This window comes from Achromobacter sp. (genome assembly GCF_036567245.1).
Taxonomy (GTDB): domain Bacteria; phylum Pseudomonadota; class Gammaproteobacteria; order Burkholderiales; family Burkholderiaceae_B; genus Achromobacter.
This window is the reverse complement of sequence record NZ_DATCUY010000433.1, coordinates 1-17,888: the sequence shown is the minus strand read 5'-3', so window position 1 is coordinate 17,888 and position 17,888 is coordinate 1. Positions and strand designations below refer to the sequence as shown.

The 17,888-nt window shown below is 66.1% G+C and carries 24 protein-coding genes; 6 read left to right on the top strand and 18 right to left on the bottom strand.

The genetic code is table 11. From position 1 onward, the window contains the following. From VIR09_RS18610 to VIR09_RS18580, 7 genes are all read right to left on the bottom strand, one after another. The coding region (locus tag VIR09_RS18610) for a c-type cytochrome (RefSeq protein ID WP_332014206.1) at positions 1 to 938 on the bottom strand (938 nt) is incomplete at its 3' end. Next, complete coding sequence (locus VIR09_RS18605) at positions 935 to 1,726, bottom strand: ABC transporter ATP-binding protein (RefSeq protein ID WP_332014205.1); 792 nt, start codon at positions 1,724 to 1,726, stop codon at positions 935 to 937. The genes VIR09_RS18605 and VIR09_RS18610, both read right to left, overlap by 4 nt. Continuing rightward, positions 1,720 to 2,736 carry an ABC transporter permease gene (locus tag VIR09_RS18600; protein WP_332014204.1) on the bottom strand — a complete coding sequence of 339 codons (1,017 nt, stop codon included), beginning with the start codon at positions 2,734 to 2,736 and terminating at the stop codon, positions 1,720 to 1,722. The genes VIR09_RS18605 and VIR09_RS18600 overlap by 7 nt, the downstream gene beginning before the upstream one ends. Further along, positions 2,723 to 3,754, bottom strand: a complete 1,032-nt coding sequence (locus VIR09_RS18595; protein ID WP_332014203.1) for an ABC transporter substrate-binding protein — start codon at positions 3,752 to 3,754, stop codon at positions 2,723 to 2,725. Before VIR09_RS18595 ends, VIR09_RS18600 begins: the two co-directional genes overlap by 14 nt. A gap of 130 nt (positions 3,755 to 3,884) precedes the next feature. After that, positions 3,885 to 4,229, bottom strand: a complete 345-nt coding sequence (locus VIR09_RS18590) for a hypothetical protein (protein WP_332014202.1) — start codon at positions 4,227 to 4,229, stop codon at positions 3,885 to 3,887. A 72-nt stretch (positions 4,230 to 4,301) separates the two neighbouring features. After that, positions 4,302 to 5,171, bottom strand: a complete 870-nt coding sequence (locus VIR09_RS18585; RefSeq protein ID WP_332014201.1) for an N-formylglutamate amidohydrolase — start codon at positions 5,169 to 5,171, stop codon at positions 4,302 to 4,304. 2 nt (positions 5,172 to 5,173) lie between these two features. Beyond that, complete coding sequence (locus VIR09_RS18580) at positions 5,174 to 6,163, bottom strand: tripartite tricarboxylate transporter substrate binding protein BugE (RefSeq protein WP_332014200.1); 990 nt, start codon at positions 6,161 to 6,163, stop codon at positions 5,174 to 5,176. Between the two features lie 112 nt (positions 6,164 to 6,275). Here VIR09_RS18580 and VIR09_RS18575 point away from each other — a divergent pair, with 112 nt between their 5' ends. Next, positions 6,276 to 7,208, top strand: coding sequence for a LysR substrate-binding domain-containing protein (locus VIR09_RS18575; RefSeq protein WP_332014199.1), 933 nt, complete (start codon positions 6,276 to 6,278; stop codon positions 7,206 to 7,208). 99 nt (positions 7,209 to 7,307) lie between these two features. Here the strand turns inward: VIR09_RS18575 and VIR09_RS18570 are convergent, their stop codons facing one another. The 6 genes from VIR09_RS18570 to VIR09_RS18545 all read right to left on the bottom strand — a co-directional run bounded on the left by VIR09_RS18570 (position 7,308) and on the right by VIR09_RS18545 (position 11,498). Further along, positions 7,308 to 7,523: a hypothetical protein gene (locus VIR09_RS18570; protein ID WP_332014198.1), complete on the bottom strand. Its 216-nt coding sequence runs from the start codon at positions 7,521 to 7,523 to the stop codon at positions 7,308 to 7,310. A gap of 103 nt (positions 7,524 to 7,626) precedes the next feature. Continuing rightward, complete coding sequence (locus tag VIR09_RS18565) at positions 7,627 to 8,733, bottom strand: AGE family epimerase/isomerase (protein WP_332014197.1); 1,107 nt, start codon at positions 8,731 to 8,733, stop codon at positions 7,627 to 7,629. Positions 8,734 to 8,881: 148 nt separating this feature from the next. Then, entirely contained in the window at positions 8,882 to 9,094 is a 213-nt protein-coding gene (locus VIR09_RS18560) for a hypothetical protein (protein ID WP_008159938.1), read from the bottom strand. A gap of 350 nt (positions 9,095 to 9,444) precedes the next feature. Next, entirely contained in the window at positions 9,445 to 9,669 is a 225-nt protein-coding gene (locus tag VIR09_RS18555; protein ID WP_332014196.1) for a hypothetical protein, read from the bottom strand. A gap of 70 nt (positions 9,670 to 9,739) precedes the next feature. Beyond that, positions 9,740 to 10,486 (bottom strand): sulfite exporter TauE/SafE family protein, encoded by a 747-nt coding sequence (locus VIR09_RS18550; RefSeq protein ID WP_332014195.1) that lies wholly within the window; start codon positions 10,484 to 10,486, stop codon positions 9,740 to 9,742. A gap of 100 nt (positions 10,487 to 10,586) precedes the next feature. Then, on the bottom strand, positions 10,587 to 11,498 hold the full coding sequence (locus VIR09_RS18545; protein WP_332014194.1) for a DMT family transporter: 912 nt from the start codon (positions 11,496 to 11,498) through the stop codon (positions 10,587 to 10,589). 159 nt (positions 11,499 to 11,657) lie between these two features. Here VIR09_RS18545 and VIR09_RS18540 point away from each other — a divergent pair, with 159 nt between their 5' ends. Continuing rightward, entirely contained in the window at positions 11,658 to 12,128 is a 471-nt protein-coding gene (locus VIR09_RS18540; RefSeq protein ID WP_006226939.1) for an Lrp/AsnC family transcriptional regulator, read from the top strand. A gap of 119 nt (positions 12,129 to 12,247) precedes the next feature. Further along, positions 12,248 to 12,481 (top strand): hypothetical protein, encoded by a 234-nt coding sequence (locus tag VIR09_RS18535; RefSeq protein ID WP_332014193.1) that lies wholly within the window; start codon positions 12,248 to 12,250, stop codon positions 12,479 to 12,481. A 69-nt stretch (positions 12,482 to 12,550) separates the two neighbouring features. On the opposite strand, the gene VIR09_RS18530 is transcribed toward VIR09_RS18535, so the two are convergent. Continuing rightward, on the bottom strand, positions 12,551 to 13,144 hold the full coding sequence (locus tag VIR09_RS18530) for a BPSL1445 family SYLF domain-containing lipoprotein (RefSeq protein WP_332014192.1): 594 nt from the start codon (positions 13,142 to 13,144) through the stop codon (positions 12,551 to 12,553). Between VIR09_RS18530 and VIR09_RS18525 the strand changes: the two genes are divergently transcribed. Further along, complete coding sequence (locus VIR09_RS18525) at positions 13,143 to 13,289, top strand: hypothetical protein (protein WP_332014191.1); 147 nt, start codon at positions 13,143 to 13,145, stop codon at positions 13,287 to 13,289. The genes VIR09_RS18530 and VIR09_RS18525 overlap by 2 nt on opposite strands. Here VIR09_RS18525 and VIR09_RS18520 read toward each other — a convergent pair. Beyond that, positions 13,274 to 13,528, bottom strand: coding sequence for a hypothetical protein (locus VIR09_RS18520; protein ID WP_332014190.1), 255 nt, complete (start codon positions 13,526 to 13,528; stop codon positions 13,274 to 13,276). The two genes, VIR09_RS18525 and VIR09_RS18520, sit on opposite strands and share 16 nt — an antisense overlap. A gap of 196 nt (positions 13,529 to 13,724) precedes the next feature. Then, complete coding sequence (locus tag VIR09_RS18515; RefSeq protein ID WP_332014189.1) at positions 13,725 to 14,588, bottom strand: MurR/RpiR family transcriptional regulator; 864 nt, start codon at positions 14,586 to 14,588, stop codon at positions 13,725 to 13,727. 118 nt (positions 14,589 to 14,706) lie between these two features. On the opposite strand from VIR09_RS18515, the gene VIR09_RS18510 reads away from it, so the two are divergent. Both VIR09_RS18510 and VIR09_RS18505 read left to right on the top strand, forming a co-directional pair. Further along, on the top strand, positions 14,707 to 15,705 hold the full coding sequence (locus VIR09_RS18510; protein ID WP_332014188.1) for a Bug family tripartite tricarboxylate transporter substrate binding protein: 999 nt from the start codon (positions 14,707 to 14,709) through the stop codon (positions 15,703 to 15,705). An 11-nt stretch (positions 15,706 to 15,716) separates the two neighbouring features. Beyond that, positions 15,717 to 16,670 (top strand): succinylglutamate desuccinylase/aspartoacylase domain-containing protein, encoded by a 954-nt coding sequence (locus tag VIR09_RS18505; RefSeq protein ID WP_332014187.1) that lies wholly within the window; start codon positions 15,717 to 15,719, stop codon positions 16,668 to 16,670. Positions 16,671 to 16,702: 32 nt separating this feature from the next. Here VIR09_RS18505 and VIR09_RS18500 read toward each other — a convergent pair whose 3' ends face one another. Continuing rightward, complete coding sequence (locus VIR09_RS18500; protein ID WP_332014186.1) at positions 16,703 to 17,137, bottom strand: GNAT family acetyltransferase; 435 nt, start codon at positions 17,135 to 17,137, stop codon at positions 16,703 to 16,705. Positions 17,138 to 17,387: 250 nt separating this feature from the next. Beyond that, a partial coding sequence (locus VIR09_RS18495; protein WP_332014185.1) for a PhzF family phenazine biosynthesis protein occupies positions 17,388 to 17,888 on the bottom strand: 501 nt, incomplete at its 5' end.

Genomic DNA, 17,888 nt, shown 5'->3' with positions numbered 1-17,888 from the left:
TAGGCGTTCCAGGCGCCTGCGCCGACCGCCACGCAATCCGCATCGACGTCCTGCGCCGCGCCTCGCGTCAGCGCCACGGTAAGCAGCCGCGGATCCTGCGGTTCCTCGGGCGCACCCGGCGCATGGGCCATCACACGCAGGGGCAAGCCACGTAGGCCGCTGAGCCGCGCCGCGCGGCCATCACGGCAGACGAGTTCGACGACAGGCGCGGCCACCGCAGGCATGCCGCTGCCGCCACCAGTCCCATAGGCCCGCAAGCGCAGATAGTCCAGCACCTGCCATATCTCGTCGGCACTCAGCGTTGCGCCGAACGCGGGCATCGCGAGCTTGGCAGCCGGCTCCTGCCCGCCATGCGCGATGCGCCAGTGCAGCTCGCCTTCAAGTCTGTTCTGGAACAGGGCCGGTCCCAGCACGCTGGGCCACACCGGCAGGCTGGCCGCAAGCTCGCCCCGCCCATCGGCTGCCGCGCCATGGCACGCGGCGCAATGCGCCTGGTACAGCCGTCCGCCCCGCAGCAGATTGGCATCGGAAAACGGCAGCGGTGAAAGCTGATAGGAGGAACTGTGCGCCTCGGTCAGCAGCATCTGCGGACGCGGCCAGTCGGTCAGCAGCGCCAGCGCGGCAGCGGCGCCCAGCCATGCCAGCCGCCGGCGTTTGGCGAACAGCGCGCCGCACAACAGTGCCAGCGCCGCCGCCGACTGCGCCAGCGCCAGCCACAGCTGGCGCCAGGTATGCGGACTGACAGGCAGGTCCGGGTCGTAGCGCCAAGCGAACGGCCAGTACGTCAATACCGGAACCTGGACTAGCGACCGCCAGATCGTCGCGGCCAGGGTCAGCGCCAACGCGGCCAACCCGACCGTCAGCAGCACCGTTACGCGCCACCGGGTCGGCCGCGCCGCGCAAGCGACATCCGCCGGCCGGCATTGCGCGATGCTCACCACGTCGAGTCCAACCCCAGCAAGGCCAGCGCGCGATGGCGCAAGGCCGCCAGGCGCGGATCGCCGCGATGCCTGGGATACGGCAGGTCGTTGACGATCTCATCCTTGATCCGCGCCGGCCGCTCGCTCAGCACCACGATGCGCGTGGCCATGAACAGCGCCTCCTCCACGTCGTGCGTGACCAGCAAGGCCGTGTAGCCTTCGCGTTGCCACAGGTCCACCAGTTCGGACTGCATGGCGATGCGGGTCAGCGAGTCCAGCTTGCCCAGCGGCTCATCCAGGATCAGGATGCGCGGATCGTTGACCAGCGCGCGCGCCAGCGCGGCGCGCTGCGCCATGCCGCCGGACAGCTGGTGCGGGTAGGCCTGGCCGAAGGGCGTCAACCCCACGCGCTGCAAGGCCTCGTCCACCCGGCCGCGCTGCGTCTTCAACAGCCCGCGCGCCTGCAGCCCCAGGGCCACGTTGTCCCAGACCGTGCGCCAGGGATACAGCGTGGGATCCTGGAACACCACGATGCGCGAAGGCGAAGGCCCCGTGATGGGTTCGCCGTCCGCCAGCAGGCCGCCTGCGGCCGGAGGCTCCAGGCCCGCGACCAGGCGCAGCAGCGTGGACTTGCCGCAGCCGCTGGGTCCCAGCAAGGCCACGAACTCGCCCGCCTTCACATCCAGGTCTATGCCGTCCAGCACCGGCAATTCCGCGCCATCCAGGTCGAAGTGATGGTTCACGCCGCGCACGGCCAGCGCGGCGCCGGGTGCATTCTGCTTTTCAGGTACGGCCGCCGCTACCATTTCACGACTCCCTTCTGCCACGCCAGCAGGCGGTCGCGCCCCAGGAACAGCAAGCTGATCAGGCCCGAAAACACCAGCGCCATCACGATCAGCGCGCCATACATATTGGCGTAGGAGGCCCAGCCCTGGGCCCATGACAGATACCAACCCAGGCCGGATTTCACGCCCATCATCTCGGCCGCCACCAGCACCGAGAACGACGCGCCCAGGCCCATGAACAGGCCCACGAAGACCTGCGGCAACGCCGCCGGAATCGCCACGCGCAGCACCAGGAACCATTCGTTGGCGCCCAGGGTGCGCGCCACGTCGTAGTACGCCCGGTTCACGCCCGCCACGCCCGACCAGGTCAGCACCGTGACTGGAAACCAGGTTGCCAACGCGATCAGGAAGACCGCAGCCGACCAGCTCGATGGAAAGAAGAAAAATGCCATCGGCAGCAAGGCAGTGGACGGCACCGGCCCCAGGAAGCGCAGCACCGGATGTACCCAGTAGCCCAGGCCGCGCGACCAGCCGATGGCCACGCCGGTCAGAAAGCCTGCGGCGGCGCCCAGCAGAAAGCCGTTGGCCAGCAGCCACAGCGAATTCGCCAGGCTGTCGGCCAGCCGTTTGTAGTCGGTGGCATAGACCTCGATCAGCGACTGCGGCGGCGCGAAAAACGGGCTGGGCAGGAGCGCCAGCTTGGCCGTCGCGATCTCCCAGGCGCCCACCGCCACCGCCAGCGTGGCGAGCCAGGGGCCCGCCCGACGCAAGGCGCGCACAGGGCGCAACTGCCCCGCCCCTGGCGCCGCCGCCAGCAACAGCAGCAGCGCCAAGGCCAAGGCCGCCGCACCAAATTCGCGCGTGTAGCCCCAGGACGAGAAGCCGACCTCCACGTTCGGCCACGCCAGCGTCACACCACCTACCCCCGCCCACAGGACGGCGGCGGCAATGCCGGTCTTCCACAAGCGCCAGTCGCGCAGGGGCGGATTCGTGCCCGCGGCCGGGGCATGCAATACGTCAGCCGAGGACATTGGGCACCACCACTTGCGCGTACTTGTTGACGTCCAGGCCCGCACTGAGCACCTTGATCGTTTTCAGGTCTTTGGCGTAGCCCACGATCTCCTCGCGCAGCGCCGCCCCGGTCGACGCATGCCCGTGGCTATGGCTGCGCAGGATTGCGGCCACGCGCTCGGCGGGTACCTTGCCGGGCACATAGGGCGCGAAGATGCGTGCCGTCTCGTCCGGGTTGGAAGCCGTCCAGCGCTGCGCGTCGATCACCGCGCGCGCGATGGCGGCGGCGGCCTCGGGATCCCTGCGCACCAGGTCGCCGCGCAGGCCCAGCACGCAGCAGGTACGGTTCTCGTAGTCGCCCTCGATGTTGGTGGCGATCTCGCGCAGCTTGTTGTCTTCACGCAGCGTGTAGATCAGCGGGTCGTCGCCGGCGATGGCGTCGACCTCGCCCTTGCGCAGCACCTCGCCGAACAGGTCCTGCGGATACTGGCGCCAGTCCACCGATTCCGGATCGATGCCCAGCTGCGCCACGCGGATCGCGAAGAAATTCTTCACCGGGCTGGCTTGGTCCGACACCGCCACGCGACGGCCCTTCAGGTCGTTGACGCTCTTGATCGGCGAGTCCTCGGCCGTCAGCAGCCGCATGCAACCACCATGCGTGCCCACGGCCAGCTTCACGTCGAAGCCCTGTTCCAGCGGCTTCAACCAGCGCAGCGCCATGCCGATGCCGCCATCGGCATGGCCGGTGGCGATCGCCTCCAGCAGCTGATCAGTGGAGCCGCTGAAATTGATGCGTTCGACCTTGAGGTTGTATTTGTCGAAGAAGCCGCGCTCCAGCGCCACGGAGACGGGCGATTGGCAGACCGCGGTCTGGCTCCATGCAATCTTGAAAGTGCGCGGCGCCGCATTGGCGGCCAGCACGCGCGAGCCCAGCATGCCCAGGGGCGCGGCAAGGCCTGCGGCGCCTGCCGCGCGCAACAGCGTGCGGCGCGAGATTCCCCGCGTGGAGATGGCGCGGGAATGGACGTTCGTATTCATCAACCTTCCTTTTGAGCAGACTGTGAATGGCGATGATTGCCATGCGGCATCATCGGCCTGCGCTCAGGGGTTCGACAAATACAAAGTCGGGATAACAATATGGGCGGCGCATCGCCGCCCACGGACCGCGCTACTCGGGCAAGTGATCCGGAACGCCGTCCTCGTCGACCAGCTTGATGCGGTCCAGCGCGTTGCGCGCCGCCGACATGGCCTCCACCGTGCTGCGGAAGCGCCGGCTGATGAAGATCTCGAAGGCCAGGGTGTCTGGCTCGGCGTCGTTCGCGTCTTCCTGCGTGGCGTCAGCCGGCCGCTCCTCTTGCGCGTCCGCCTGGGCCGCGGCCTGCGCGTCCCGTTCGGCCTGGCTCTGCTTCTTGGGCAGCCGCCGCGTTTCGATGAAAGCGCGCGGTGGCACGCGCCCCTCGGGTTGGGTCGCGTACGCGAGCACCGAAAATCCGTTGATGATCTTCTCAGCCATTGCGGTTCCGTGTAGCCGCGCCCAAAAAAGGCGCGGTTCCTTGTTACCGACTACGGCCTGCCAAAGGGAAACTTAAGCCAGGGCCGCCTGGCGCGCGCGCACGTAGGCCGCCACCTGCGCCAGCACATCGGACAGGTCGGCCTGCAGCGGCGCGAATCCCGCATTGCGCTCGCGCGTGGCTTCGTCCATGTACAGCGGACGGCGGATTTCCACCTGCAGGCTGTGGCGGTTCAAGCCCGGCTGGCCGATCTGGGCGATCAGCTGCACGCCCTTGTAAGGGTCGTTGCGCGCCACGGTGTAGCCCTTGCCGCGCAAGGCCGCCTCGATCAGGGCGATGAACTCGGGCTCGCAGGTCGTGCCATCGCGGTCGCCCAGCACGAAGTCCGCCAGCGGATGCTCGCTCTTGCGGCCCAGGCGCTCGTAGGCATCGTTGGGCATGGAGTGCAGGTTCAGGTGCCAGACCGCGCCAAAGCGCTGCCGCACCTGCTGGATCGCGTGCGCCAGGGCCGCGTGGTAGGGCTCGTAATACGCCTGGATGCGGTGGCGCACCTCGGCCAGCGTCAGCTTGCGATCATAGATCGGCGTGGCCCGGTCCATCCTGCGCCAGATCAGGCCCTTGCCCAGGCGGGTCTTCTCGCCCGGATCCAGCGGTTCAGGCCAGGGCTGCGCCAGCAGCTCGGGGTCCAGATCCTGCAGCGTGCGGTTGGGATCGATGTAGACGCGCGGGAAGTTCGCGGCAATCAGCGTCGCGCCCAAGGCCGGTGCCGCCGACCACAACGCGTCCACGTGCGTGTCCTCGCCCTGGCGCAACTGCGCCAGGGTGGCCGCGGCGCCGAAATCGTCGGGATAGCGCTCGCCGCTATGCGGCGAATCGCAGACCAGCGGCAGGGCCGGGCCCGAGGGCTCGTGTACGGAAACAGCGTCGAAGTCGGCGTGGGTCATCGTCAATCAGCCTGAATGTTGGCAGTCTTGGCGACCTTGGCGTAACGGGCCAGGGCCTGCTGGATCTGCGCCTCGAATTCCTGGGGCGTGGTGCGCACCAGCGTACCACCCACTTCCTCGGCCTTCTTGCGGAATTCCGGATCATCCTGGGCGGCTCGCACCGCCTTGTTCAGGCGTTCAACCACGGCCGGCGGGGTGCCGGCGGGCGCCACCAGGCCAAACCAGCCGCCCGTGCCCATGTCGGGATAGCCCAGCTCGATGTAGGTCGGCACGTCGGGCAACAGCGGCGAACGCTCGGCGCCCAGCACGGCCAGCGCGCGCAGCTTGCCGCCCTGCACCTGCGGCAGGGTCGAGGACAGGTTGTCGGTGATCGCATCCACCTGCCCGCCCATCACGTCATTGAGCGCCGGACCCGCGCCGCGGTACGGCACGTGCAGCAGCTTGATGCCGGACAGCATCATGAAGTTCTCGATGTTCACGTGGCCCAACGAACCCACGCCTGGCGAGGCGAAGCTGTAGCGTTCCGGCTGCTTCTTGGCCAGGGCCACGAACTCGGCCATGTTCTTGGCCGGGAGGCCCGGGTTGATCGCAAAGATGCTGGGCACCGCGACCACATTGGCCACCGGCACGAAATCCTTCACCGGGTCGTAGTTCATCTTGCGGAACACGGCCGGGTTCGAACCGTGCGTGCTCATCGTGGCCATGCCGATGGTGTAGCCGTCGGGCGTGGCGCGCGCTACCTGCTCCATGCCCATGGAACCGCCGGCGCCGGCCTTGTTCTCGACCACGATGGTCTGCTTCAGGTCGCGGCCGGCGTACTCGGCCACCAGGCGCGCCACGATATCGGTCGAACCGCCGGCGGCGAACGGCACCACCAGCTTGATGGGGCGGGCAGGATAGTCGGCGGCTTGGGCGATGCCGGCGAAGGTCAGCGTGGCAAACATGCCGGCGAGCGCGAAGCGCGCGGACCGGCCCAGAAGACGGCGGGACATGGGGATGACTCCGAAAGTTGAAGGTCAATCGACAAGGCCGCCAGTGTCCGAACTTTACGCCCCCCTTTCAAACGACTATATTGCACGGCTTCATTACCAATGGTCATGCTAGATGCGACTGCACTCGCCCTCCATGTCGGAGCTGCACGCCTTCGTGACGGCGGCGCGCCTGGGCAGCTTCACCCGCGCCGCGGAGGTCCTGTGCGTCACCCAGGGCGCCGTCAGCCGCGCCATTTCGCGCCTGGAAGCGCACTTCGGCCAGCCGCTGATGCATCGCAACGCCCATGGCCTGACCCTGACTGAAACCGGACGCCGCCTGTACGACGGCACGCAAGGCCCGCTGCAGCAGATCGAGTCGCTCAGCGCCGGATTGCGCGCCAATGACCGCCGCCTGCGCCTGACGCTGTCCACGGTGCCGACCTTGGCCAGCGCCTGGCTGCTGCCCCGCCTGTCGGACTTTCACGCGCGCCATCCCGACATCCAGCTCGGCTTTGCGGCCTACCGCCGCAACGAGGATTTTTCGGGCGCGACGCCCGATGCCAGCATTCTGTCCGGCATGCCGGAGCAATGGCCGGGCTGGCAGGTGGACTACGTGATCGGGCGTGAGTTGGTCGTGATCTGCCACCCTTCCCGACTGGCGGCGCGGCGCGCGCAGGGACTCTGGGACACCCCGGCCGGCCTGCTCGGGGAGCCGCTGCTGTACCACTCGAATGGCATGGACAACTGGGTGCAATGGCTGGCTGCCGCCGGCGTGCCGCGCGCCTCGGTCCAGTTGTCCAATGGTTTTGACCAGGTTTCCATCCTGGTCCGCGCCGTCATGGCAGACATGGGCATCGCCGTGCTGCAGCGCTGCCTGGTCCGCGACGACCTGCAGGCGGGACGCGTGGCGGCCCCCTTTCCCGACCTGCCCATACGCATCGCCCGCGGCTATCACCTATGCGCGCCGGCCCAGCGCCGCGACCATTACGCGCTGGCCTGCTTCCGCCAATGGCTGCTGGAGACTGCCGGGCAAGACCCGGACGTGCTGGCCGCCGGCCCGGGCTGAAGGCAGGCGCGACACATGTGGTTGCCGCGAGCGGCGGCCAAATACGACGAAATGAAAACGGGCTCCTACGGAGCCCGTTCAGCTGGCGCGGCGGAGTGCTCAGGGTGCGAGCTTGAACCCCAGGTCCACGCCCCACTTGTCGGTCTCGCGCAGCCATTTCGCCCCGCAACTCAAGCAGCGGAAGTGATCTTCACGGCTTTCTTCACGGCCTCTCTGCGTCGGGTTGGTGAATCCCTGATGTCCCAGATGGGCATGCGGCGCAACGCCTGCAAGCCCCGGGTTAATGCGTTGGCAAGCCAGGCACATAACGCTCATTGGTGCTTCCCTACAAACATAGTTACTAAATTGTAAGGGATTTCACCAATACTTTTCTATCAATATATGACGATAAATCCAAAAATAATTGTTAACGCCACAATTAAACAACGGTTGGCATGGCGGACAGACAGGTAGCCAGATGGTACGGCGAGGTCGAAGGCATGTCCGCGCGCACCACTGCTCCCTGCGAATCCAGGCATTCGTACCAGCCCCCCGGGTGCAGGAAACGCGCACGGAACATGGCCAGGGCAGCCTCCAGCGCAGGCAGGTCGCCCAGCACGCCCAGCACCCGCAGATACTCGGTCTGCGCCCAGATCCGGCGCGTGTCGTCGATGACGGCTCCGGACTCGTCCAGCGCAGCCACCACCCCGCCCGCGTCCACGCCATGTCGGCGCGACCAGCGCACGGCGCGCGGCAACGATTCCGCCAGCTCCAGGCCGTCGAACACCTCGGCCGAGCCATGCACCAGCGACAGCCATTCGAACTGATGCCCGGGCTCCAGCCGGTTGCCGGCCGTGCCCTGCCGCTCTTCCGAAATGCACTGCGAGGCCGCATGCACGAAGAAATGACTGACGCCTTGCGCCAGGCCGCGCAGACGCTGCGCGTACAGCGTTGGTTCCGCAACCTGCGCAGCGGCCAGATACGCCTCGGTGAGATGCATCATGGGATTCTGCGCGGGCGCGCGCAACGGTCGGCTCAGGTCCGCGCTGAGCGTTGCGTGATACAGCGTATCGGCGGTCTTGAAACGCGCCTCGATGGTCGAGGAGGTCGCCAGCATGAGCTTGCGCGCATCCGCGTTGCGGCTGCGGCGGAAATAGGCGGCGCAAGCCAGCACGATGAAGGCGTGGGTGTACAGGTCCTGCGTTTCGTCCAGGGGACGCGCCTCGGCATCCACGCTGTAGCGCCAACCGCCATGGACCTCGTCGCGGAACACGCGCCGCAGCGATTCGAACAGCAGGTCCGCATGCGCGCCAGCGGCGGCGCCGTGCGCTTCTGAAAACACATAGAGCTGGCGCGCGCAAGCCATGGCGCGGTAGCGCTCGACCGGCAGCGCAGTGCCGGTGGACGCATCCAGCGATTCAAAAGGCAGACCGAGCGCGCCATTGAAACCCCGCCCCATCCAGAGGGGCAGGACAACGGAATCAAAATGGTCGCGTAATGCGCGGATGTGTTCCGCAAGTGAAGAGTTGGTCTGTGCGGCAGTCATCTTGGAACGGCGCATACCCAATAAGGGCTCCAGATTTTGGAGCAGCAACGATAACCGAAATTTTCGTCGCAAACCGTTGAGTATCCTCCGAAGCGTCATGCTCACACAGACCGGTCCCGCCAATCAGCTCCGTCCAGGGCGTAGCGCCCTATCGGAAGATGTTTTCCTCTACCCAGTTCTGCGCGAATACTTCCGCGCGATCGCGTGCTTCGTCCAACGAAGCGCAGTTGCCCAAGTGGGAAAACGCGGCATCCACTTCGGTGCCGCCCTCGGCCGTAACCGTCAGCAGTACGCCATATCCGCCGGTATCCATGGCCGCTGTGGAAACGTCGATCAGAACTTCCTGGTCACGATGCTGCATGTGCTACCTCCCAGTCGGTTACTTAAACGCGTGAACCACGCGTGACGTTGCGGGAGCAGGATTCCCGCGCAAATGAATAGACCTGCAAACGTCACGCAAGTTCATCTTACTGGCGACTCGACGCCCGCGATACGTCGAAAAGCAGCCAAATCGCGCATTCCGTCTCAGGAAATTCCCGTAGCGCCCCGGAATACTCGCTAAGCTGCGACATACTGCGAAAACATTCGCAAATTGTGTGGGATTTTCGTAAGCCGAACGATCAAGACGCAGCGAAACGCGGCACGCAGGCCTGAGCTGCGGCGAATGTCGACATTGTCGGATTCCGCGGCCGCGCCGCGCCATGCGCGAGGCTATCGCACGTGGATCGCGCCGGGCTCTTCCATGCGCAGGGAGAGCCTGCCCTTATCGGTGATGAGCCAGCGGCCATCGGCGCCGGCTTCGATGCAACGCAGCGTCTCCAGCGCCTGCGCCACGTGCGCGGGCACTTCAGTCTGGGCGGCGCCAGGCTCGCCATTGTCGGCCACGACGCGCAGCCAATGTCCCAACTCGCCTTTCTCGAAACGGTGCAATGCCATGCGGTGATTCTCTCTTGAATATCCAACGATAGCATGTTGCCCGGCCCGCCCTGGCGACCGGCGGAGAACGCTAGGCCAGCAGTCCGGGCAGCGACGACGCCAGCAGCGCCACGCCCGAGACGGTGAGCAGGCCCAGCACGATGCGGCGGAACGCCAGGTCGCTGATGCCGACATACACGCGCGTGCCCCACAAGGTCGGCACCAGCATCGCCGGCAAGATCACTGCGAACAGCGGCAGCATGTCGCGCGTGACCACACCGGTGTAGATATAGCTCGCCATCGTCACGACCAGCATCGACAGATTGAAGTTCTGGATCACCGCGCGCTGCACGTCGCGGTCGAAGCGGCGCAAGGTGCACCACAGGGTGGGAATGACGCCGGTGAATCCGCCGATGCCGCCCATGACGCCGCCCATCGCGCCCACCACGCCGTCGGCGAATCTGCCGCCAGCAGTGATGGGAGGCAAGCGCGTCGCGAGCAGCATGACGGGACACCAGACTGCCAGCAGTCCGCCGACCAGCGCCTTGAACATCAACGGATCCAGGTACGGCAGCAGTTTGACGCCCGCCGGAATGCCCAGCAGTCCGCCCGCCACGAAGGGCAGCAGATGCGCCATCGCGAAACCGCGGCGCACGCTGAACGCGGCCAGCAATTGTCCGGTCAGCGAGCCGAACACCACCATGGCGGCAGCGAGCTTCGGATCTATCGTCCAGGCCCAGAACGACATGGCCACCATGCCGAAGCCGAAGCCCGACAGGCCCTGCACGAAACCGGCGGCCATGGCACCCACCGCGACCAGCACATATAAGGAATCCATAACCGCCGCACGCCTGCAAGAGAAGCCGGAACCGGTCCCGGCGCACGACATTCTAGAACGGCGCCGATGGCTGGTCCCTTGGCAGCGGCGTATCCGCAGGCTACGAAGTGCGCAGCGCCAGCGGCCGCTTCAGGCGCGTCGCCGCGGCCGACGCCGCCACGCTGGCGCCGATCAGGCCCAGGCCCAGGGCGAGGTCGGCCGAGATGCGCTCCTGGAACACCAGCGACGACACGATCAACCCGATCACCGGCACGCAGAGCATGGCGATCGAAGTCGCCACCGGCGGCATCTTCTGCGTCATGCCCAGCACCACGATGAAGGTCAGTGCGGTGGCCAGCGGACCGGTGTACAGGATCACGGGCCACGCCTGCGGCTCGGCCAGAAAGACGGGCGCGCCATCGCGCATCCACGCCAGCGCGGCCAGCGGCAGCGCCGCAATGGCGGTCTGCCAAGGAATCATGTCCGCGCCCAGGCGGATATGCCGGTTGCCGCGCAGCTGGATGATGTTGCAGGCCCAGGCGAAAGACGCGCCCAGCAGCATCGCCAGCCCGATCACCGTATGCGCCTGCCAGGGGCTGAACGCGGGCGCGACGATAACGACGATGCCGGCGTAGCTCAGCGCCGTCGCCAGCCATTGCGCCAACGACAGGCGTTCCTTCAGGATCAGCGAGGACAGTGGAATGACCCAGATGGAAGTGGCGTAGGCGATCACCGACGCGCGCCCCGGCGCCACGTACTGCAAGGCCCACAGCGCCAGCGCGGTGAACGCGCCCATCTGCAGCAGCGCCACGCCCGCCACCAGCGGCCATTCCTGCCGCGTGGGCAGGCGCAGGCGGCCCAGCATGCCCAGCACCAGCGCGCTGATCAGCGCGGCCGAACCGAAGCGGCTGGCGGCCAGCCAGAGCGGGCTCATATGCGCCAGCCCCAGCTTCATGACCGGCCAATTGCCGCCCCAGATGGCTACCGCGCCCACCAGCGGCAAAAACCTGCTCCACGTGCTCTGCTGACTCATTACTACCGATCTACCACTTGAATATTCCGTACTTTGGCCAAATTGCCAAACGAAGGAATAGTCTATAGGGTAAACCCCAGCATATTTCACCGCATTCGATCACATTACCCGTCATACTCGGCACAGATGAATTGCCGAATGACCATACCTGGGTGACTTATGCCGGAAATCAACCTGGATGCCACTGACATCCGTATCCTCAACGAACTTCAGCGCGATGCGCGGCTGACCAATGTCGAGCTTGCCGCGCGCGTGAACCTGTCCGCCTCGCCCTGTCTGGCGCGAGTGCGCCGGCTCGAAACCGAAGGTCTGATCGACCGCCGCGTCACACTGCTGAACGCCCGCAAGCTGGGCCTGAAGGTCAACGTGTTCATCCAGATCTCGCTGGACAAGCAGCGCAAGGCTGCGCTGGACGTGTTCGAACGCGAGATCGCCGTCCTGCCGGAAATCATGGAGTGCTATCTGATGTCGGGGGATGCCGACTACCTGATCCGTGCCCTGGTGCCGGACGTCGATGCGCTGGAGCGGCTGATCGTCGAACACATCACCCGCATCCCCGGCGTGGCCAGCATCCGCTCCAGCTTTGCCTTGAAGCAGGTGCTGTACACCACCGCGGTCCCGCTAGCATGAAGCCCAGGGCATCGCCGAGGGCAACTTGCAGGATCCCCGGCGTCCCTCCACAATGAAAGCGCCACGCGGGCCGCGCGCCTGCGCCGGCTTCCCTCCCATCGCCTAGCAAGGAGAACACCATGCCTGAAACCGACTGGTTCCCCGGCGGCACGCTACCCGATCGTCAGGGCTATTTCGAGGTGGAATTCGAAACCGGTGAAACCGAAATCACACGCTACGGCATGCTCGGCTGGGAGCCCGAGCAGGAACGCGGCCGCATCAGGCGCTGGCGCGGCCTGGACCCGGACATCGAAGCTGCCGAAATGCAGCGCGAGAGCGCGGTGCGCAACAACGGCGACTCCCTGATGGGTTGACGCGCGGCTGCCGCGTAAAAACAAAAACGCCGCGGAGGACATCCGCGGCGTTTTGCCTTGCCGGCAGGCTCAAAGATCCAGCTTGGAGATCTTGGTGCCGGCCAGGGACACGCCTGCCATCAGGCCGCCGTTGTTCATCACGAAGCCCACGATCGGCTGCTGCGCCGTATTCGTGTCGATGCGGCCATTGGCGCCGATGTTGACGACAGCCACCGTGGCGTCGGCGCCCACGGTCCAGCCGCTGCTATTGCGGAACTTGGACAGCGCCTCGTCCGTCATGAACAGCAGCACCATCGCCTTGGACTGCGCGCCGGCCTGGAAGCCGACCGAACCCGCCGTGGTGCTGTAGTAGCCGGCAGTGGAGCCGCCTACGCGCAATACTCCCTTGCCGTGCTCGGCGCCGATGATGAAGCTGCCGCTCAGCACGTCCGGAAAGATCAGCACGCCGCGGGCACGCGCGACCAGTTCCTTGGACTGGGGCGAGGCTTGATAAAGCTTGCCCAGCGTGGCGTCGGCCGCGCTGTTCAGCGATTGGCGCTGTTCGGTGGCGGTTGCGGAGGATTTGGGACTGGTGGTGGTGCAACCCGTGAACATCAGGCCGGCCACACCGATCGCCGCGGCGGCCAGGCCGACACGACGCAAGACAGGAAAAGTATCAAACATGGAACTCTCCTTTTTTGTTGTCACCGTTTACCACTGTACCGGGCAAATCGGCCAGCGCAAAGCACACGATTGTGTGAAAAGAAACAAAACCTGCCTGCGCGCCGAATCCCTGCCCGCCGGCGCGGCCCGCTACAGGATTCCGTAGCGCGGTTCGCCGGTGGACTCGTCCACCGACACGATGCCGGACAGCACCAGTTCGGCATGGCGTCTTGCAATCCCGGGATCCTCGAAGGTCACGAAGCGCGGCAGCGACCAACGCCGCTCCAATTCGCCCTCCGCCCTTCGGCACACCGCAACCTCAATCGCCAGCACGCCCGTATCCAACCTGATGACCTGGCATTCCACCTCGAACCCGTCGATATGACGCTGTGGCCACGCGCCCATTCCTTGCTCCTGAAATCACTTGTCCCGGCCGCAATATGCCAAAAATATTTGGGCTTGAAAAGCAATGTTTTCAAGGAGTTATGACGCACTAGTACAGATAGTGCGAACGCATCTTGAAGCCCGCGAAAATGGCTGCGGACCGGTCCGTTTCGAGGCCTTTTGCACCCGCCCTGCACGATCGTGCGAGCTGCGGTGTTCAGCCACCCGGCGGACGTATCCATTGCGCGTCCCACAAGCCTTCGCCGCGCTCGAGCGCCGCGCCCAATGCCTGTTTGCTGCGCTGCGCCACCGCCGCGAGCAAGGCATTGCAGACCGAGAAGGCCGCCGTGTAGGAATCGAACGGCGACGCGCTGGAACTACGCGCGACCAGCACATGGTGAGCAGCGGCGGCGGCGGGCGCCGACGCGGAATCGGTGATCAGGATTACCTTGCCGCCGCGCTGCCGGAAGTACTGCACCGCTTTGGCCGCGGCGACTGAATAGCGCCTGAACGTAAACGCCAGCAGCACGTCGGCCTCGTCGATCCAGAGCAACTGATCTTCCAGGAACAGCGGGCCGGCGGCCACCATGGGCTTCACCGAGGGCAGGCACAGGTTCAGGTATAGCGCCACATGGCTGGCCAGCGGCGCGGCCTGGCGCAGTCCCAGCACATGCACCCGCCCCTTGCGCTGCGTCAGCAGCCGCACCGCCGCCTCGAAGGCCGCCACGTCGATCGACGCGTAGGTCTCCTTCAGGTTGTGCTGGTCGTGCAGCAAGGCGTTGTGCAGGCAGGCGCGCGGCGTAGGCTTGCCGGCGCCGACCGCGTCCGCGCGTTCGCCGGGAGAGGCCAGGCGCGCCGTCACTTCCGCGCGCGCTTCCATCTGCGCCTGCGCATAGCTTTCGTAGCCCAGCTTGGCCAGCAAACGCACCACGGTGGAGGCGCTGGTGCCGACCTGCCTGGCCAGCGCCGTCGCCGATTCCAGCAGGCTTTGCGGATAGCGCGCCTGCATTTCCTCGACCAGCACATGCTCGCTCTTGCTGAGCTTGCGGCCGTAGCCGGCAATACGTTGGTGCAGATTCATCTTTACCCGGGTCCTAGGTGATAACCCCAAATTTCACAACACACGTTGCATCTTATATTGCAGCCTGCAATCTTCATTGCAAATTAGACCAAACCCGCAGCCATCACCCGAGAATTCCATGAAGCATCACCCCCAAGGACCATCCTTGGCCCGCCGCAGCCTGGTCCTGGCCGGCCTGGGCGCCGCCCTGCTGCCGTTGACCGCGCGCGCCAACACCTATCCCTCGCGCCCCATCACGCTGGTCGTCCCCTTTCCTGCGGGCGGCTCCGTCGACCTGATCGGCCGGCTGTATGCGGACGCCCTGGGCAAGGCGCTGGGTACCAGCATCATCATCGAGAATCGCGACGGCGCCGGCGGCGCCATCGGCAGCAAACGCGTCGCGCGCGCCGCGCCGGACGGCTACACACTGGTCGCGTCGTCGCAAAGCTCGCATCTGGCCAACCCGCTGATGCGCAATGACCTCGGCTATGACCCGATCAAGGACTTCGTTTCCATCTCGCAGCTGTCCCGCACGCCCAACGTGCTGGTGACCAATGCCGCCGTGCCTGCCCGCAACCTGGCCGAGTTCGTCGCGCTGCTGAAGGCGCGCCCCGATCAGCTGCACTACGCCACCGCGGGCATCGGCAGCATGGGCCAGCTCAACGCCGAACTGCTGAAGAACACCTTGCAGCTGCAGGCCGTGCACGTGCCCTACCGTGGCGGCGCGCCGCTGATCAACGCCCTGCTCTCCGACCAGGCGCAGTTCGCGCTGGATAACCTCGCGCCCTTCCTGCCGCACATCCAGGTCGGCAAGATGCGGGCGCTGGCGGTGGCCGCTCCCAAGCGCCTGGACTCCCTGCCCGACGTGCCGACCTTCGAGGAACTCGGTTATCCCGTGCTCAACTCCATGTCGTGGATCGGCCTGGCAGCGCCTGCCGGCACGCCGCCCGACATCGTCCAGAAGCTGCTGGCGGCGGTGCGCACCGCCGCCACCGAGGACGGCATGCCGCAATCCCTGGAAAAGGCCGGCGCGCTGCCGCCCGAAGAGCAGACGCCGCAACAGTTCACCGCCATGATGTCCGAGCGCCTGGCGTTGTACAAAGACTTGATCGACCGCGCCGGCATCCGTCCTGAATAGGCCAGACTCCCATGAAAAATCCCGCTTTCGAACCCGACACCGCTCCGCTCGAAGTCCTGCCGCGCAACCTCGCGGCTTATCGAGAGGGCAATGTCGGCATTCCCTACGTGCACCGCTTCGAGTCGGGCCGTCCCGGCCCGCACGTGCTGATCAACGCCATCACGCACGGCAATGAAATCTGCGGCATGGTGGCCGCGACCCATTTGCTGGACACGGGAGTGCGGCCCAAGATCGGCACGCTCACCGTCAGCTTCGCGCACGTCGAAGCCTATGAAGCCTTCGACATCGAGAACCCGTACGAAAATCGCCAGCTCGTCCATAACCTGAACCGCATCTGGTCCGCCGCCATGCTGGACGGCCCGGAAGACAGCCCCGAACTGCGCCGCGCCCGCGAACTGCGCCCGGTGCTCGACGCCGCCGACTTCGTGCTGGACATCCACTCCACGCGCGCGCCGGTGCAGCCTTTCTGGGTGTACACGGAAATGGACCGCAACACGGCGCTGGCCAGCGCCGTCGGCGCGCCGCAGGTGCATCTGGTGATGCCGCCCGACCTCTTTCCTGGCACCGGCGTCATGGGCTACGGCCACCATGGCGACCCGCACTCCGACAGCAGCGGTTCGCTGGTGGTGGAATGCGGCCAGCACTTCGCGCAATCCGCCGCCGACCTGGCCACGGACGTCACGCTGCGCTTCCTGGCGCACACGGGCCTGATCGACATGCCTGCCGGCACGCCGCCTGCGCCCGTGCCGCAGCGCTACCGCCTGCTTCAAGTGCACATGGTGAAGTCTGAAGACTTCACTTTCACCCGCCCCGTCATCGGCTTCGAAACCTTTGCCAAGGGTGAGCTGATCGCCATGAACGGCACCGAGGAAATCCGTTCACCCTGCGACCATTGCACCATCTTCATGCCCACACGCATGCCCATCGTGGGCCGCGAAGCGGTGTACCTGACCGTGGCGATCTGATCGCCGCGCGCAAGCGCCCGTTCCCGGTTCCGTCAAAGATCCGGAATCAGGCGCTTGCCCAGGCTGATGACCTCGTCCTGCTGGTAGCCCAGAGTCGCGTAGAAATCCTTGACTGCGACGTTGCCCGACCGTACCAGCAGATTGATCTTGGGGCAGCCCATTTCCAGCAGCTTGCGCTCGACCGTCTGCATCAATGCGCTTGCATGACCGCGGCGCTGATACGCGGGCGATACCGCCAGGTAGTTGATCCAGGCGCGATGGCCGTCGTAGCCGCCCATCAGCGTCGCGACGATCACGCCATCCGCCTCCCCCACCAGGAACAGATCCGCCTGCACGGTAAGCTTGCGCGCAATGTCCTTGCGCGGATCGTTCCATGGGCGGGTCAGGCCGCAGTCATGCCATAGCTGGATGATCGCGGCTTCGTCGGTCGAATGGTAGGGCCGGATGGCGAGGTCTTGCGCACTCATGCTTCGTTCCTTCAAGGATGGCAACGAAAGCCTTGCGATACGCCTCGATAGCGGGACCAGCCAGAAACAGAAAAGCCACGAGGGGTATCGTGGCTTTCAGGGATTGGCGCCGATGATTCAGCGCCGGGACGTGACTAGCCACTCAACATGGACGTCGAGTGATTCGTCGGTAGGCTGCGCCGGACATCGGTGCGGAATGCGGTGCGTTCATGCGGCCAAGCATACACGAGGCTCCGAAACGCAGCCAACTTCAAGACACATCAGGCGCCGCCAGGGTGCCTTCCATGACCACCACGGCCTCGCCCTCCACGCCTGCCCAGACACCATCGGCGCGCGGCTCGGCGTGGGCCAGCAGCACGCTGGCGCGCCCCATGTCCACGCCCTGCTCCACCCGCAAGCGCAACGCGCCATTGCCGCGTATGGCCGCGCGCAGGGCCGTCATGGCCGCTGCCGCGCTGCCGGTCGCGGGGTCTTCCGTCATGCGTCCGGTAAACATGCGGGCCTGGATGTCGGCGCGCCCGGCCGCCGCGCCCATGCCCGTGTCGGTGGTGTAGGCATAGATGGACTTTGCGCCGTCCAGCGGCAGCAGGGCCGCGTAGCCTGCCGGGTCGGGCATGGCGCGGCGCAAGGCGTCGCGGCTGGCCACCTGCACCACCAGGAAGATCAGGCCGACCGACGCCACCTGCGGCGCATGCGTCGAGGTCTCGATGTCCGCGGGCTCCAGGCTCAAGGCCCGCGCGACCGCGGCGGC